A 16,624-nucleotide genomic window follows, 5' to 3' on the forward strand; every position below is an offset into this window, starting at 1 on the left:
TCTACGTTTTGATAAGTTCTGTGTTTTAGATAATAAAAAAACACCCCTATTGCGTATGCAATAGAGGCGAGTATCTTAATTCGCGTTACCACTCTAGTTTATACTAACCTTGCGATTAGTACCTTATTCAGTACATGTTTATACTGTGTGCTATATCGTGCAGCTCACGTGTTTACCTATTAGATAAACAAAACTCTAAGACCATTTTCAATTAATCTTCACCTTGTTATTTCGCACCATCCAATAACTCTCTGTTGTAGCTACGTATTAATCTACTTATCTTTTCAACGTTTTATATTAAATTTAAACTCATTGTACACCCGTTTTGTATATTTGTCAATAACTTTTTTCAAAAAAATTAAAACGTTTTATTTTTCTTCTATAAGATGTTAAACAAAAATTTTATAGAAATATTTTAATTTTTTTATTATTTAAGAAATAAAAATTTAGTAAAACTATTTATTTTAATTTAAGAAATTGTAATTTCTGAATTTTTTCCATATGAAAATTAAAGAGTAGGAAAGAAGTGACAAAAAATAAAAAAAAAGGGTAGAATATTCAAAAATAAAAAAATATCAAAATAACAATATAACAATATAAAACGAAGAAAAGTAGGAGGAATATAGAATAAAGTGAAATAATAACTGTGCAAGTAATAAAAAAAGGAGAAAAGAGTAGAAAAACGTTGTTTAACCGGATAGTAAAATATGTTGTTCCTACTCTAATACTTTCCTTCATTTCCTTTAATTTCTCCCCAGTCCAGTTCCTTGTGACGAATACCCTCATTCTCCCAATCAGAGAATAACTCATGTATAGTATCAGGTTGTTTTACTTCTGGAGGTAACACTATTGATTCTCCTTGTATAGAAATTAAGAACTTCTGATTATTTTCTAAAACCAACAAATCTATAATATTATCAGGTATTCTTGCTATAAAAGAATCTCCATAGAGTTCCAATTTTGTATTTCCTTTTATTTCTTTAATCATAAATTGCACATCCTTTTCTCTAAAACACTATTTAATAAGTTTCTTGTCAACTACATACATTTTATCCCTTCTTCACAAACCTCTTCTCCCTTTTTTTATATTCTCTGCCTCTCCATTGATTCATTTACACATCTTTTCCTCTTTTTTATGATATAATAACAGTAATAACACTCATATTACTATATGATTATTCTAGGAGGTTTATATGGAATTTACTAAAACAAATAATGGTTTCGTTAAATATGATGAGAATGGTAGGGTTATTGCTGAAATTACTTATTCTAATACTAGTAATCCTAATGTAGTTGTTGCTGATCACACTTTTGTCGATTCATCACTTCGTGGTCAAGGTGTAGCAGGTAAGCTATTAGACACTCTTGTTAAAGATATGCAAGAACAAAACAAAAAAATTATCGCAACTTGCTCTTATGTTGTTAAAAAATTTCAAGAAGATTCTTCTTTCGATTTTATTAACGCTGAAAAATAGTTTTTTAAAAGCAGAAAATTGATTTTTTCAATTTCCTGCTTTTCTTTTTTATAATATTAATCGATATTATTATTTTTATATTTTATTTTTATTTTACATTCTAGTGGAATTTTCTTAATGTTGTTTAATAATGTTATTATTTTAATATTCTACAATGTATAATTGTCCTTTATCGTATTCAGCCAGGAATATTTTAGATGTGTCTTTATATCCCATTTCTAATAAAGTTTCTTTTAGCCAGTCTTCTGTTTTATCTATTGATTCCAATGTATTAATTTGAATATTACCATCTGTAATTATTGGATATTTTGGATTTTCATCGCCCGCTAAAACTATAATTAACTGTCCATTTTGTTCTAACACGGCTCTTTTAACTTTTTTAATACTATATACTCCCTGACTTCTTAGTTTGAACGCTAAATCATGAGCAGTCAAACCACTCTTTCTTGTAGCTTCTACATCTATTTTTCCATTTTTCACCACAGTAATCGGTTCTCCATCTACTATTTTTTTGAAGAACATATTGTTTGTTTTCAACCATTTTTGAATAAGTACTAAAATAACCCATATTAATAGGATATTTATATACTGTAGAATTGAAATTGCTGGATTATAGATTACACCACCAATAATCCCCCCAAGTACGTAGTTTTGCACTTGATCACTTGCTGAAGATGGTGCTAAATTACCTTTACCAGAAACATTAATTACAAACACTAATGATATTAATCCAAGTGCTAATTTTATTGCTATATCAACGTATGAAAGTTGCATTATTTATTTACCTCCACTTTCTCAACTACTGGATCTACCAGTTCAATTTTTTCTAATAAGTAATCATCTTTTTTTCCATTATTTATTACTCTATAATATGTATCATCAATTTTTACGAATGAATTCTCTATTGATGCCTCACTATTGATGTAAATACGTGTTTTTTCTACATTTAAATGCTCTGCTATTTTTTCAATAAACTGTACAGAGCTTCTGTATTGATTAGAAGAAACAGATTTATCTTTGTAATTTGTTATACCTATGGTTATTGCTAACAATGTTCCTAATACTAATATTATTGATAATTCTCTATATTTTGTATCTTGTCTGTTTTTATAATATTTAACTAAACTAAACAACAATACTAAAAGTAGTAATCCTACTATTACAATTCCTATTAGATTATTTTGTTCTATTTTACTTTGTAAGTATTCGTAAGAATAAAATTTCATCGTTTTTCCTCCTTGTATATTGTTTCATGTGAAACGTGCAAAAAAAATTTATTATCTTATATTTGTTTCACATGAAACATCGATTTTTATTTTACTTCTAATTCATAAGCAACTCTTTCTTTATCATCTAAAATATTTTTCATAGTTAATTTTATAAGACCTCTTTCTTCGAATCCAAATCTACTTAAAAATTTTCTCATTATTTCATTGTCTAAATGAGTATCTATTCTCAAAAATTTTATATTTTGAGATTTAGCAAAAAGATAAATAGTTCCCATAAATTCACGAGCAATTCCTTGAGCACGATATTTTTTTACCGTTGCTAAACGATGAATAGCTAAATAACTAGAATTTTCTGACCAAAAAGTAGGGTGGTTTTCATAATCTTCATCAAGAGTAGTAAGCATAGCTGTAGCTACTATCTCACCTGATTTTTCATATACATATGATATTCTTTCGTTGATATCATTAATAATCGTATCTCTACTCGGAACACCATGTTGCCACTGATTCACACCTTGTTCTTTTAAAAACTCTCTACCGTCTTCTATTATCTTCATTACACAGTCTAATTCATCTTTTTTCGTTGTTCTTAGCATATTTTCACCTATTTTATTCTAATTAGTTTTTCTTGGCATCTATGCTCTTTATCACGTAAGAGTGTTCTTATTACCTGCATAGTTTTTTCCATAGCATCTATAGCGGAAAATTCCCATATCATCGTCGCTTCCATAAGGAGCTCGAATGCATCTTTAAATCCACCAGGTCTATCAGCTCCCCTAGGATCACCTATAAATAGTGCATTATTTAAAGATACTTCATCTATAACTATATTTTCAGGAGTATGCCCCACTAATTTATGAAGAATATCTGAAAAATACGGATCTATTATATCTTTTTCTGCTAAATAATCAATATATTCTTCTTCTGTTTCAAAAATTGGTAACTGTATATCTCTTTCTACTAAATAATTTCGTCCGTATGTTTCTCTAACAATATCTATTTTCCCTAATTCATCGAATTTTATATAATCAATAGAATATTGCGAATCACAATCATGTACGTCTTCTATATAGAATTTTGGTCCCATAAATTACCTCTTTTCTTAAAATTAATAACGGATGCAACCTAATATTATAGTTTATTCTAATTAAGTCGCCTCCGTTTATTTTATATGATATTTTAAGGATTATTGTTTAAATTCTTTAAGTACCAACGAATATTAATCTTAATGCTGGTTCATTAAAAATACACGTCATGGTTTACCATAACGCATATTATATTTTACAACAAATTGTCTTTTAATACAAGCTCAACAGGGCAATGATCACTACCAAATATTTCGTTATGTATTGCCGCACTTTCTAAATACTCCTCTAAGTCACGACTTACTAAGAAGTAATCAATTCTCCATCCTGCATTGTTTTTACGTGCATTAAAGCGGTAACTCCACCAAGAGTAGGCACCTGTTAAGTCTGGATTATAATATCTAAATGTATCGATAAAGCCAGCATCTAATAACTTCGTGAATTTTTCTCTTTCTTCTGGGGTGAATCCTGCATTTTTTGTGTTTGATTTTGGATTTTTTAAATCTATTTCTGTGTGAGCAACATTTAAATCTCCACAAACAACTACACCTTTAGTTTTATTTAGTTCTAATAAGTAATTTTTAAAGTCTTCTTCCCAACTCATACGGTATTCTAATCTCTTAAGCTCACTACCTGAGTTCGGTGTATATACAGTGATAAAGAAAAATTTATCGTACTCTAGTGTAATTACGCGACCTTCTGTATCGTGTTCTTCTATTCCTATTCCGTATGTTACATTTAATGGCTCGTGTTTAGTATATATCGCAGTTCCTGAGTATCCTTTACGCTCAGCATAGTTGAAATAACTGTAATAACCATCAAATTGTAAATCTAATTGGCCTGCTTGCATCTTTGTTTCTTGTAAACAAAAGAAATCCGCATCTAATTGTTTAAAATCTTCTTCAAAATTTTTACCAACGATCGCTCTAAGACCATTGACGTTAAAACTTATACATTTCATTTCGTTCTCCTTTTTGTTTCATGTTTCATGTGAAACATTTTATTTTCCTAGACAGAATCTGCTGAATAATTCATTTATCAGCTCATCACCAGAGTTTTCTCCGATGACTTCTCCTAATAGATTGAATGTATTTGTATAATCTATTAATACCATGTCTACTTCTAATCCTAATTCAGCAGCACCTATAGCATCATTTAAACTAGCTAAAGCACGTTGAATAAGGTTGATTTGACGTGTATTTGATAAATATGTCGCATCTTTTGGACGAGCAGCTCCACCAAAGAATAAGTCTCTTATATTTTTCTCTAGTTCATCTATTCCTTTATATGTTGTCATAGATGTTTTTATAATAGGGTGGTTGTACGCTAATTTTTCAACTTCTGCAATATCGATTTTTGTCTCTAAATCTAATTTATTTAATATTACAATAGTTGTTTTTCCTTCTGTTAGCTTTAATAACTCTTTATCGTCTTCTGTTAGTTCTTCACTACTATTTAATAAGAATAATACTAAATCTGCTTTTTCTAAAGCTTCTTTACTTCTTTTAACACCTATTTGCTCTACGATATCGTCTGTTTCGCGAATACCAGCTGTATCGATTAATTTAATAGGTACTCCTTTAATATTCACGTACTCTTCTAGTACGTCACGAGTTGTTCCTGCGATATCAGTTACGATAGCTTTATTTTCTTGCAGCAGGTTATTTAACAGTGAACTCTTACCAACATTAGGTCGCCCAATAATCGCTGTATTTATTCCTTCTTTAATTATTTTCCCTTGTTTTGATGTTTCTAATAGACTTTCTAAACTATTTCTAATACTTGTTGATTTTTCAAGAATAGTTTTTGTCGTTTCTATTTCTAGGTCATCGTATTCAGGGTAGTCGATATTTACCTCAACAACTGTTAGTATATCCAAAATTTCAGCTCGTAGACGTTTAATAAGCGTCGATAAACGTCCTTGCATTTGGTTGTTAGCTATTTGACTAGCCTCATCTGTTTTACTCTTAATAAAGTCGATTACAGCTTCTGCTTGTGTTAAATCGATACGACCATTTAAGAAGGCACGTTTTGTAAATTCACCTGGTTCAGCCATTCTAGCTCCATATTCTAAGCAAAGTGCAAGTACTTTTTGAATTGTTACAATACCACCGTGACAATTGATTTCAATAACGTCTTCTGTAGTATATGTACGAGGACCTACCATTTTCACAAGCATAATTTCTTCAATTTTTTCATTCGTAGCTGGATCAACTACATTTCCATAATTTATAGTGTGACTAGCTAGACTCTCTACAGTTTTTCCTTTTGGTAGTCTAACTATTTTTTCAGCAATGCTAAATGCTTCGTCACCACTAAGTCTAACAATACCTATAGCTCCTTCTCCTAGAGCTGTCGATATAGCGCAAATTGTTTCACTCATTGTTCAAACTCCTTTAAAATTTTTATATTAATAAAAAATTCATATTCTATTTATTATACACTATTCCTTTGATTTTTTCTCTATATACGACCGAACTATATACTGCTAACTATTAACTAATTGAAATCAAATTTCAACGTTAAAAAAAAAGTAGCCTGGATAAATCTCCAAACTACTCATTCATCAGTTCTATTTCTGAAATAGCGAATTCTAAATCATCTAAGTCATATTCTTTCGGTAATACACCGCAAGCTCCATTAGCGAATGCCTGCCTTTTATACACAGGTACGTGTCCAACACTACTGCAGATAAGTACCTTAGCACCAGGAAATTTCGTACAAATTTCTTTAGTTGCTTCTAATCCATCCATTATCGGCATACAAATATCCATTGTTACAAAATCTGGTTTTATTCTTCTATACATACGTACAGCTTGTTCGCCATTTTCTGCAAAATAATACTCATATCCTGCACGACTAACAACTTCTGCTCCACGGCTTCTATAATAAGAACTATCATCAACTATTAATACTGTCTTCATTAGACCTCCTATTTAGCTGTAATAACTAAATATCTATGTGGCTCTTCACCACGTGATTCTGTTTCAACGTTTTTAATACCTGTTAGAGCATTGTGAATAATTTTTCTTTCGATGCTTGTCATAGGTTCTAATTCAACTGGTTTCCCGATTTTTTTAGATTTCTTAGCTAAGTTTAATGCTAGGTCTTCTAATGTTTTTTTACGGTTTTCTCTGTAGTCATCACAGTCAACTTCAATTCTGAAGTAATGTGAGCTGAATTTTTTAGCAAAGTTATTAACTAAAAACTGTAAACTATTTAAAGTTACACCACGTTTTCCGATAATTAGGCTAGTGTTTTCTTCTGTTTTAATATTTAAAGTGAAATGACGATTCCCATCTTCTCTAAAATCAACAGTAGCATCCGGATATCCCATCGCAATAACGATATTTTGTAAGTAGCTTACGATACGGTCTTGATTTTTTACGATATAATCTTCTCTTTTAGCTTTTTTAACTGGTTCTTCAGCTGTTTCTGTTGCTTCAGTTTCAACAACAGTCTCTTCTTCAACTATTTCTATTTTTTCATCATGAGCTTCTTGTTCAGCTACTTCTTCAACTTTAACTTCTTTAATTTCTTCTGTAGTTTTTTCAACTTTTACAACTTGTTCTTCTTTTTTCTCTACTTCAATAACTTTAACAACAGCTTCTTCTTTATTATATTCTTCATCTAATGGAATTAATTTTACCTTTGCTTCTTTTTTGAATAATCCGAAGATACCTGTGCTACCACCTTCGATTACTTCAATTTTCACTGCATCTTCTGATAAAGCTAGGTCTTTTAATCCCTTTTTAATAACCTCATCTACAGTAGCTCCAATATAATAATATTCTTTTTCCATTCTTAACTCCTCTTCGCTTTCATAAGTTTTGATCTTTTTAAAACATGATCGATGCTGCTACCAAATTCTAAAAACGGCATTTCTTTAGCACCAGATCTTGCAATCACTATTATATCATAGTTTTTTACATATTCTTTTCTTGTTTTAAAAGTTTCTCGTATATATCTTTTTATTTTATTACGTTCGAAAGCCTTTCCTAATTTTTTACTAACAGAAATTCCTAAACGCATATGGTCTAAATTATTTTTTTGATAATAAATAACAAACTGTCTATTCGCAAAAGATTGTTTTTTTCTTATTATATTATCGAAATCTTGACTTCTTTTTACTCTATATTCTTTTTTCATTTTAAAACCTTTCTTAACACTAATATTTTAACAGTTTATTTACTTTTTTACAACTATCTTTCATATTTTTTAGGACTGACTAATAAAAAAAGGGAGCAACTCAAAAATCGTGATTTCGAAGAAATCGATTTTGTCGAGTTGCCCCCGCACAGTTTATTAGGCATTCAAAAAGCTTTTTAAAGCGAATTTGGATGCCAATAAACCACTGCGTCTATGAGTTTTCATATAAGCTTTTAAAAAAATTTAGGACTTTTGGGTAGCCCCCTCAGTGCAAACATTAAGCTGAAAGAACTTTTCTTCCTTTAGCTCTACGTCTTGCTAATACATTTCTTCCGTTTTTAGTGCTCATTCTAGCTCTAAATCCGTGTACTTTTGAATGTTTTCTTTTATTTGGTTGATACGTACGTTTCATTTTGTCCTCCTCGAGTTTTCTTTTCTTTAACTTAGATAGATGTAATAACTGAATTAGTTTAACATATCTAAAATAATTTATCAAGCAAAAACCTCATTTTTTCAAAAAAAATATTTTCTTAAAGAAAAATATTCTAAATGGCAGTCATTTTATCTCTATTTATGAGTAATATTTCTTTTAGCATATTAATATAGACTCACAATAAAACACATAAAATTAATATAATTGTTAATAAATTATTAAAAACTATAAAAAAATATTTAAGTATATTCCTGTTATACTTATTCACAGTTTATTAATAGTTATTCACAATTTTTTGTTAAAAACTTATATTTCTGAAATAAACAAATTATATTTATCACGAGTTTTTAACAGATTTTAAAAGTTATTAACAAATTAACAAGAAAAAGTTATTCACAGGTGTGAATTGTGTGTGAAAAACTCTTAATCTATATTTCTATCAGTATTAATCTTTGTTAATAACTTATTAAAGACTCTTTAATCTTTAATTATTTTTATTTAATTTTAACATATTCACAGCTTTTTCTTAGTTTTTTATTAACATAGTTAATAACTTCTGTTAACAACTTGTTAATAACTATCATTTTATTTTATTAACAGTTTATGCTATAATTATTTATATATTTTTTTAAGGAGGTATTTCATTGAGTAATTCTAATTTCTTATGGGAAATAATTCTTCGTGAACTAAAAAGTACTGTAGACCCTCATGTATTTGATACCTGGTTTTCTAGTGCTTCTATCGATAACGTCGATTTTATGAAGAAATCTATCGTTATTACTAGTAAAGAAGCCCTTATTTCTCAATTTATTCAAAGTGCTTATGATCAAAAATTAAAAGAAATACTAAAGAAAAATACTGGTTTTGATTTTAATATAGAATATACTTCCCTTGATAACGATCTTCCTCTAATTACACCTCATGTTGATGATGAAAAACCAGCAGCAGAAAACTTAATTAGACAGAATTTCCTTCAAGGTGACAAACCTTCTGGAGCTCAACATTTTTATCAAAAACAAACTTTTCCTCTAGAAGATTATAAAAAACCTGAACCTAATAAAAATATTATAGCGAGCAAAAAAAACCCTACGCTAAATAAAAACTATACATTTGAAAACTTTGTAGTAGGGGAAGGGAATGCTTTTACTCATAATATAGCTTGGAACGTAGCTGTTTCTCCTGGTGGAATATACAACCCTCTATTTATATACGGAGGTGTTGGACTGGGGAAAACTCACTTACTTCACGCTATTGGTAATGAAATGGAAGCTAATTTCCCTGATTTTAAAATAGAGTGTATATCTTCTGAAAAATTCTTAAATGAGTTTCTTGCTTCTATTAAACCAATGAAAGATAAGAACAATTATACTAATGCGGATGAAGACTTTAGAAGAAAATACCGTGATGTAGATGCTCTTTTAATCGATGATATTCAATTTTTATCAGGTAAAACAGAAACACAAAATGCATTTTTCCATACATTTAATGAACTACAAATGAATCAAAAACAAATCGTTCTTATAAGTGATCGCTCTCCATCTCAACTTAATGATTTGGAAGATAGATTGGTTACTAGATTCAGTCAGGGGATAACTGCAGATATTACACCTCCTGACTTCGAAACTCGTATGGCTATTATTAAATTCAAATGCGAACAGTTCGATATTAAACTAGATGAAGAAACACTTACTTATATTTCTAGTAACGTATCTTCTAATATAAGAGAGCTTGAAGGAGTTCTTAAGCGTATTAAATTCACGGCAACATCTAAACATGAACAACCTTCACTTAGTATTGCCGAGGAAATATTAAAAAGTGCTAAAACTTCACCTAGAAAAAATATCTCACCTGAGAACATTATTAATGTATGTGCTGATTTCTATAAAATAAAGGTTGATGATATTCTTTCATCTTCTCGTAAAAAGGAAGTCGTTCAGGTTAGAAATATAGCTATTTATCTATGTAGGGAACTTACAACTTTATCATTCCCTTCAATAGGAGATTGCTTCAATAAAGATCATACTTCTATTCTTTATTCATTTAATAAAATTGCAAAACTTAGCAAAGATGAAAATCCTGAAATTTTTGAAGATATAGAAGTAATAAAAGAACGTTTAGGAAAAATTTAGAAGCCTGTTAAATTCTACTATAGATATTCAAAACTTTTTTAACAAGTTATTAACAAGTTAAAATTCATTATTTTTGAGTTATCTTTAGTTTTCCACAGTTTTTACAGGCCTTATTATTATTATTTTATTAAATATATATTATATATAAGGAGAAAAAATGAAATTTACTATAACTAAATCAAATTTTCTTGATGGCTTAAATCACGTATCAAGAGTAATAGCACCTAATTCTCTTTTTGAAATTTTAAAAGGTATAAAAATAGAATTAGAAAAAGATCAACTTATATTAAAAGCGAGTGATTCTTTAGTATCTGTTGAATATTCAATAAATAGTTATGAAGATGATAAAGAAATTATAACTATTGAAGAAGAAGGTCAAGTAGTTTTACCATCTCGTAATTTTATAGAAATTATTAGAAAAGCACCTACTGATTTAATAGAAATAGAAACAATAGAAAATAATATATTAGTTAAATCAGGAAAAAGTGAATTTAACGTAAAAGGATATGATGCAAATGATTATCCAGAATTCCCAGTTATTTCTAAAGAAAATAGTCTTAAATTAGAAGCTAATATTTTTAATGATATTATTAAAGAAACAGTATTTTGTACAGCTCCTAATGATCAAAGACCTATTTTAGAAGGGGTAAACTTCTCATTAAGTAACAAAATTTTAACAGCTACAGCTACTGACTCATATCGTTTAAGTAGAAGACAAGTTACACTTAATGATGAAGATAGTAATAAAGAGTTTAATTTAATTATTCCTAGAAAAGCTCTAACTTATTTCCAAAGAATGATAGAAAATGGAAAAGATCAAGTAGAAATCTTCTATGAAAATAACAGAATAGTTCTTTATTACCAAAATGTAGTTTATACAGTATTATTAATTAGTGGAAACTATCCTAATACTAATAAACTTATTCCTACTGTCTTTGAATGTACATTTATAGCAAATAGTAGAGAATTCTTTAATGCTGTAGATAGGGTTGCATTAATGAGTAGAGAAGATAAAGATGATATTATTAAATTAGTTGTTACTGATAATTTATTAGAAGTTTCTTCTCAATCAAAAGATTTAGGAAGTGCTATAGAAGAATTAAAAGTTTCTTCTACATTAGAAGATGAAAAATTTGAGATTTCTGTCTCTGGTAAATATTTAAAAGACGCGGTATCTGCTGTTGCAGCTGAAGAAATTATCATTAAGTTCTCTGGCGAACTAACAGCATTTATCATTCAACCAAGTGACTACCACAGAGAAATTATCGAATTGATTTTACCTGTAAGAACTTACTAATAAAGTATAAAAATTAAATTTAAACATAAAAATGTAGTTATTTATTAGATATTCAACGAGTTTTTTAGCAACTTGGTGGGTATCTAATAAACTGTGTAGGGGAGATTTTACATAATAAGGCAAAAGTACTGATACCAAAATGCTAAATTTTAAAAAAGTTTATATGAGAACTCATAAACAGATTAGTTTATTAATATCTAATAAACTTTACGGGGAGATTCGATAAAATTGATTTCTTAGAAATATCGACTTTTAAATTACTCCCTAACTCTTAATTGTAAAATCACTACTTTTTCTATGTTAACAAGGAGGAACAATGACAAAAAAATCGAATAGTATATTAATTATACTAGGTGTTATCTTTTTAAGTCTTATATTAAGAACACCTATAACATCAGTTGGGGCAATATTAGGGCCATTAAAATCTATATTAGACATAAATAATACAGCGGCAGGATTTATTACAACAATACCACTAATTGCTTTCGCAATATTTAGTCCTATGGTAGCAAAACTTTCAAATAAAGCAGGGTTAGAAAAAACATTATTAATAGCTGCTATAGTAATAAGCTTTGGATTAGGCTTAAGATTCTATATTGACACGTATGTATTCTTTATTACAACATTTATAATTGGAGTAGGGATAACAATAGGTAATGTACTGTTACCAGGGTTAGTTAAAAAATATTATCCTGAAAAATTAGGTCTTATGACAGGATTTTATGCTGTAGTTATGAATGTAGGTGCTGCAGTAGCAGCTGGTATAAGTTATCCAATTTTAAGTTCTAATATTGGTGGAGAAAAATTCTCAACTGGTCTTGCTGTTAATATTTGGATAGTTATAGCTGTAATTAATATTATTATTTATGCTGCAATGTCTAAGAATAATAATGTTAGCGAAGTAAATGATGAACATGAAAAAGTTCATGGTTATTTTAAATATTCAAAAATGTGGACAATCATGTTAAGTATGGGACTACAATCAGCATTATTCTATTGTAGTGTTTCTTGGTTTGCTGAAATAATGATTAGTAAAGAGTTCACACCAGAAACTGCAGGATTATTATTATCAATAAGCCAATTTGCACAATTTCCATCAACATTTATAGTACCGATTTTAGCTGATAAAGTACATAATAAATTAATAATCCCAGTGGTTATTACTATCGGATACTTAGTGTCATTAGTAGGGATGCTGTACACAAGTGGAAACTTTGTATTAATGTTAATATTTATCATTATATTTGCTTTAGCTGGAGGAGGATCATTCTCGTATGTAATGTATTTATTCTCAGTAAAATCAAGAAATGAAAGTGAAGCGGCTGATATTTCAGGTTTAGCCCAATCAGGAGGATACTTATTAGCTGCAGTATTCCCACCATTACTAGGATATATTAGAGATATTTCTGATTGGAATAAAGCTTTATATGTATTAATTTTAACAGCTGCAGTATTACTAGTAACACTAGTACATTGTAGTTCAAAAGGAAACATAATAGAAAAATAATTTAAGAAGAGGCTCAAGAAAAATTTGAGTCTCTTTTATTTATGAAAATTTACATAGAAAAATAAAGAAGATAAGAAAAAAATATAAAACTGTAATATTACAGCATAGAAAAATAATTACAAATAACTAATACACATAAATCTAACATAAATACAGAAAATAAAATGTAAATGGTACAAGTAGAAAAAATCTACAAAATAAATAAAATTTTTTTAAAAAATTTAAATAAAAAAAATATACTAATTAAAATAAAATTAGAAAATTATCTTCTACTAAAAGTATAAGTAAAAACTAAGACAGTTAAAGGAAAACGCTTTATTTTTTATGTATATAACACTATAAAAACTTCAAAAAATATATGAAAATTTCTTTAGATTAATAACAAGATAGCATAAATAAAGGCAATAAAAACACTTTCTTTTTTTCCAATAGTGTGATATAATTCTAAGGGAAATGAGATATTTATACTTTAATAAGAGTTGTTATAGTATTTTATCCCATAAAAATAAAATAGTAAAAATAATTACTTAAAAAATATCTAAAACTATATATATATTAATGGAGGTTTTCTTATGAAAGCGAAAAATAGAAAAGTTGTTTTAATAGGAGCAGGAATGGTAGGAATGAGCTTTGCTTATCAATTATATTCAAGCGGACTTTGTGAAGAACTAGGATTAATCGATTTCTTCGCTGAAAAAGCTGAAGGTGAAGCAATGGACCTTAACCACGGTGGAGCTTTAGTACCACCTATTAAAGTAACTTCAGGTGGATATGAACAATGTGCTGATGCAGACGTTATCGTAATCGCTGGAGGTCTTCCACAAAAACCAGGTGAAACTCGTCTTGACCTAGTTGACAAAAACATTAAAGTTGTTAAAGATATGTCAGACCAAATCGTTGCTTCTGGATTCGATGGAGTTATCGTTATTGCATCTAACCCAGTAGACGTATTAACTAACGCTTTACAAAAATTCACTGGATTCCCAAGAAACAGAATCGTTGGATCTGGTACAACTCTTGACTCTTCAAGATTCCGTTACATCTTAGGAGACAAATTAGGATTAGCACCAAGCAGTGTTCGTGGATATATCATTGGGGAACACGGAGACACTCAACTTGCTGCATGGAGTAACGTAAATGTTTACGGAAAACAATTCGATAAATTCTTAGAAACTTCTAAATACACTAAAGAAGATTTCGCTGATGTTGAAGAAAAAGTTATGCGTGCTGCATACGAAGTAATTAATCGCAAACGTGCTACTTACTACGCAATCGGACTTGCATTATTCACAATCGTTAAAGCTATCTTACGTGATGAAAACGTAGAATTAGCAGTAAGTGGATACTGTGATGGACAATATGGAATCGATGGATTATACATCGGAACTCCAGCTATCGTAGGACGTGAAGGTGTTCGTGAAGTTGTTGAATTACAATTAACTGAAGAAGAAACAGCTAAAATGCAACACTCTGCTAAAGTATTAAAAGAAACTTTAGAAAAAGCATACGCATCTTTAGAAGCATAATTTAAAGGAAATTATAGGAGAGTTAGATTCTAATCTTAAATTTTTAAGGAGAATTTAACTCTTCTTTTTTATATTTTTTCAATAAAATGAATATTAATATTAAAGGGAAGTAAACGTTTTTTGAAAATAAAAAAATATAGAAAAAATTATTTTCAAATACTAGACTTATAGAAAAAAATTTGGTACAATATATACGGATGAAAAGGTTTTTAAAGTTATCAAAAAAATTTAAAATAAAAAAGTAGAGGAGAAAAACTATGACAATAACGATATATGACGTAGCAAAAGAAGCAAAAGTATCGATGGCGACAGTTTCAAGGGTTGTTAATAATAATCCAAACGTAAAAGAAGATACAAGACTACGTGTACAAGAGGTTATCAAAAAATTAAGATATACACCTAACGCTGTTGCCAGAGGACTTGCTAGTAAAAAAACAACTACTATAGGTATAGTATTACCCGATATAGCAGATTTATCTTCGGCTGAAATAGTAAGTGGAATTGAATCAGTAGCAAATATGTATAAATACAATATAATTTTAGCAAACTCATGTGATGATAAAGAAATAGAAAAAAATATCTTTGCTTCATTCGTAAGTAAACAAGTAGACGGGATTATATATTTAGGACATTCTTTATCAGATAGTTCTAAAAATTACTTACAAGATATTCAAATACCAGTAGTTTTAGCAGGAAACCTAGGTACTGATTCAGATTTCTATGCGGTAAATATAAATTATGAAAAAGCTGCATATGATGTAACTAAAGAATTTTTAGCAAAAGGATCTAAAAATATCTCATTAGTAATAGATAAATACGAAAGTCAAAAAACACAAAGACTGATAAAAGGATACAAAGATGCCCTTGCTTCAGAAAAAGTAGATTTCAAACCACAAAACATAATTGATGGATATAGAACATACAAAGAAAGTAACAAACTATATAAAGCATTAAGTAATATTGATTCAGAGGTAGTAATTACTATGTTTGATGAAGTTGCTTTAGCGGTAATGCAACAAGCATTAGATTTAGGAATTAATATTCCAGGAGAATTACAAATCCTTTCATTAGAAAATACAAAACTAATAAACATGACAAGACCTAAAATTTCTTCAGTATTTCAACCAATCTTTGATATCGGTGCAGTATCAATGCGTGTATTAACAAAAATTATCGATATAGAAAAAGCTAAAAGAAAAGGCGAAGAAATAGACGAGGTAGAATTAGAAGAATTTAATGTACAAGAAAATGAAATGAATCTACCTTATAGAATAGTGCACAGACAAACTACTAAATAAATATAAAAAAGAACATATTCATAGAAGAAAAAGTTTAGAAAACAGAAAAAAAGAATTTTTCTAAACTTTTTTTCTATTTTCTATTGACATAATTAATAACTGATGATAGAATAGTACAAGTCTTCTGACAGAGAAGCCGAACGATAGAAACTTTTAAAATGTTTAATGTTAAGAAATTATAAAAAAGTTCTTGACAAAATATAAAAGAAGTGGTATTATAAATAAGTCTTAAAAAGATAAGAAGTTATCAAAAAAAATAAAAAGACTTCTTGACAAAAACTTCTAAAAATGATAAAATAATAAAAGTGTTTAACAAATGCTTAAAAATGAAATTTAATAATGCGGGTGTAGTTTAGTGGTAAAACCTCAGTCTTCCAAACTGATGTTGTGAGTTCGATTCTCATCACCCGCTCCATTATTTTGAACATTGAAAACTAAACGAATTAAGTCAACGTTAATTCCAAAAAAGGACAGTTTTAAAAAGAAACTATAAAAC

Annotated in this window: 17 protein-coding genes, 1 tRNA gene and 1 other annotated feature; of the genes, 7 read left to right on the plus strand and 11 right to left on the minus strand. The window is 28.7% G+C overall.

From position 1 onward, the window contains the following. Positions 1 to 59: 59 nt before the first annotated feature. Positions 60 to 297, minus strand: a binding site (T-box leader). A gap of 424 nt (positions 298 to 721) precedes the next feature. Then, the gene (locus JX287_RS00495; protein WP_204641286.1) at positions 722 to 988 is read right to left on the minus strand and encodes an AbrB/MazE/SpoVT family DNA-binding domain-containing protein; all 267 of its coding nucleotides are present in this window, start codon (positions 986 to 988) and stop codon (positions 722 to 724) included. Between the two features lie 205 nt (positions 989 to 1,193). Here JX287_RS00495 and JX287_RS00500 point away from each other — a divergent pair, with 205 nt between their 5' ends. After that, positions 1,194 to 1,475, plus strand: a complete 282-nt coding sequence (locus JX287_RS00500; RefSeq protein WP_204641287.1) for a GNAT family N-acetyltransferase — start codon at positions 1,194 to 1,196, stop codon at positions 1,473 to 1,475. Between the two features lie 141 nt (positions 1,476 to 1,616). Here the strand turns inward: JX287_RS00500 and JX287_RS00505 are convergent, their stop codons facing one another. The 10 genes from JX287_RS00505 to rpmH form a co-directional block, all read right to left on the minus strand. Then, complete coding sequence (locus JX287_RS00505) at positions 1,617 to 2,249, minus strand: DUF421 domain-containing protein (RefSeq protein ID WP_204641288.1); 633 nt, start codon at positions 2,247 to 2,249, stop codon at positions 1,617 to 1,619. After that, positions 2,249 to 2,701, minus strand: a complete 453-nt coding sequence (locus JX287_RS00510) for a DUF3290 family protein (RefSeq protein ID WP_204641289.1) — start codon at positions 2,699 to 2,701, stop codon at positions 2,249 to 2,251. The genes JX287_RS00505 and JX287_RS00510 overlap by 1 nt, the downstream gene beginning before the upstream one ends. Before the next feature lie 86 nt (positions 2,702 to 2,787). Beyond that, a complete protein-coding gene (locus JX287_RS00515; RefSeq protein WP_204641290.1) occupies positions 2,788 to 3,300 on the minus strand; it encodes a GNAT family N-acetyltransferase in 513 nt (170 codons plus the stop codon). 8 nt (positions 3,301 to 3,308) lie between these two features. Further along, positions 3,309 to 3,791 carry a hypothetical protein gene (locus JX287_RS00520; RefSeq protein WP_204641291.1) on the minus strand — a complete coding sequence of 161 codons (483 nt, stop codon included), beginning with the start codon at positions 3,789 to 3,791 and terminating at the stop codon, positions 3,309 to 3,311. Positions 3,792 to 3,985: 194 nt separating this feature from the next. Further along, positions 3,986 to 4,750: an exodeoxyribonuclease III gene (locus JX287_RS00525; protein WP_102169911.1), complete on the minus strand. Its 765-nt coding sequence runs from the start codon at positions 4,748 to 4,750 to the stop codon at positions 3,986 to 3,988. A 39-nt stretch (positions 4,751 to 4,789) separates the two neighbouring features. Then, a complete protein-coding gene (gene mnmE / locus JX287_RS00530; protein WP_204641292.1) occupies positions 4,790 to 6,172 on the minus strand; it encodes a tRNA uridine-5-carboxymethylaminomethyl(34) synthesis GTPase MnmE in 1,383 nt (460 codons plus the stop codon). Positions 6,173 to 6,344: 172 nt separating this feature from the next. Beyond that, the gene (locus JX287_RS00535) at positions 6,345 to 6,713 is read right to left on the minus strand and encodes a response regulator (RefSeq protein ID WP_204641293.1); all 369 of its coding nucleotides are present in this window, start codon (positions 6,711 to 6,713) and stop codon (positions 6,345 to 6,347) included. Positions 6,714 to 6,721: 8 nt separating this feature from the next. Continuing rightward, positions 6,722 to 7,591, minus strand: a complete 870-nt coding sequence (jag, locus tag JX287_RS00540) for an RNA-binding cell elongation regulator Jag/EloR (RefSeq protein WP_204641294.1) — start codon at positions 7,589 to 7,591, stop codon at positions 6,722 to 6,724. A gap of 2 nt (positions 7,592 to 7,593) precedes the next feature. Beyond that, positions 7,594 to 7,938, minus strand: a complete 345-nt coding sequence (gene rnpA, locus JX287_RS00545) for a ribonuclease P protein component (protein WP_204641295.1) — start codon at positions 7,936 to 7,938, stop codon at positions 7,594 to 7,596. Positions 7,939 to 8,215: 277 nt separating this feature from the next. Next, positions 8,216 to 8,350, minus strand: a complete 135-nt coding sequence (gene rpmH / locus JX287_RS00550) for a 50S ribosomal protein L34 (RefSeq protein WP_003144116.1) — start codon at positions 8,348 to 8,350, stop codon at positions 8,216 to 8,218. Between the two features lie 665 nt (positions 8,351 to 9,015). Here rpmH and dnaA point away from each other — a divergent pair. The 6 genes from dnaA to JX287_RS00580 all read left to right on the plus strand — a co-directional run bounded on the left by dnaA (position 9,016) and on the right by JX287_RS00580 (position 16,543). Continuing rightward, positions 9,016 to 10,500, plus strand: a complete 1,485-nt coding sequence (dnaA, locus tag JX287_RS00555) for a chromosomal replication initiator protein DnaA (RefSeq protein WP_204641296.1) — start codon at positions 9,016 to 9,018, stop codon at positions 10,498 to 10,500. 157 nt (positions 10,501 to 10,657) lie between these two features. Continuing rightward, on the plus strand, positions 10,658 to 11,797 hold the full coding sequence (dnaN, locus tag JX287_RS00560) for a DNA polymerase III subunit beta (protein ID WP_204641297.1): 1,140 nt from the start codon (positions 10,658 to 10,660) through the stop codon (positions 11,795 to 11,797). A 316-nt stretch (positions 11,798 to 12,113) separates the two neighbouring features. Then, positions 12,114 to 13,304 carry an MFS transporter gene (locus tag JX287_RS00565; protein WP_204641298.1) on the plus strand — a complete coding sequence of 397 codons (1,191 nt, stop codon included), beginning with the start codon at positions 12,114 to 12,116 and terminating at the stop codon, positions 13,302 to 13,304. A gap of 572 nt (positions 13,305 to 13,876) precedes the next feature. Further along, positions 13,877 to 14,830 (plus strand): L-lactate dehydrogenase, encoded by a 954-nt coding sequence (locus JX287_RS00570; protein ID WP_204641299.1) that lies wholly within the window; start codon positions 13,877 to 13,879, stop codon positions 14,828 to 14,830. A gap of 257 nt (positions 14,831 to 15,087) precedes the next feature. Further along, the gene (locus tag JX287_RS00575) at positions 15,088 to 16,128 is read left to right on the plus strand and encodes a LacI family DNA-binding transcriptional regulator (RefSeq protein ID WP_204641300.1); all 1,041 of its coding nucleotides are present in this window, start codon (positions 15,088 to 15,090) and stop codon (positions 16,126 to 16,128) included. A gap of 341 nt (positions 16,129 to 16,469) precedes the next feature. Further along, positions 16,470 to 16,543 (plus strand) — tRNA-Gly (locus JX287_RS00580). Positions 16,544 to 16,624 lie beyond the last annotated feature (81 nt).

Source organism: Gemella haemolysans (assembly GCF_901873445.1).
GTDB classification, from domain to species: domain Bacteria; phylum Bacillota; class Bacilli; order Staphylococcales; family Gemellaceae; genus Gemella; species Gemella haemolysans_C.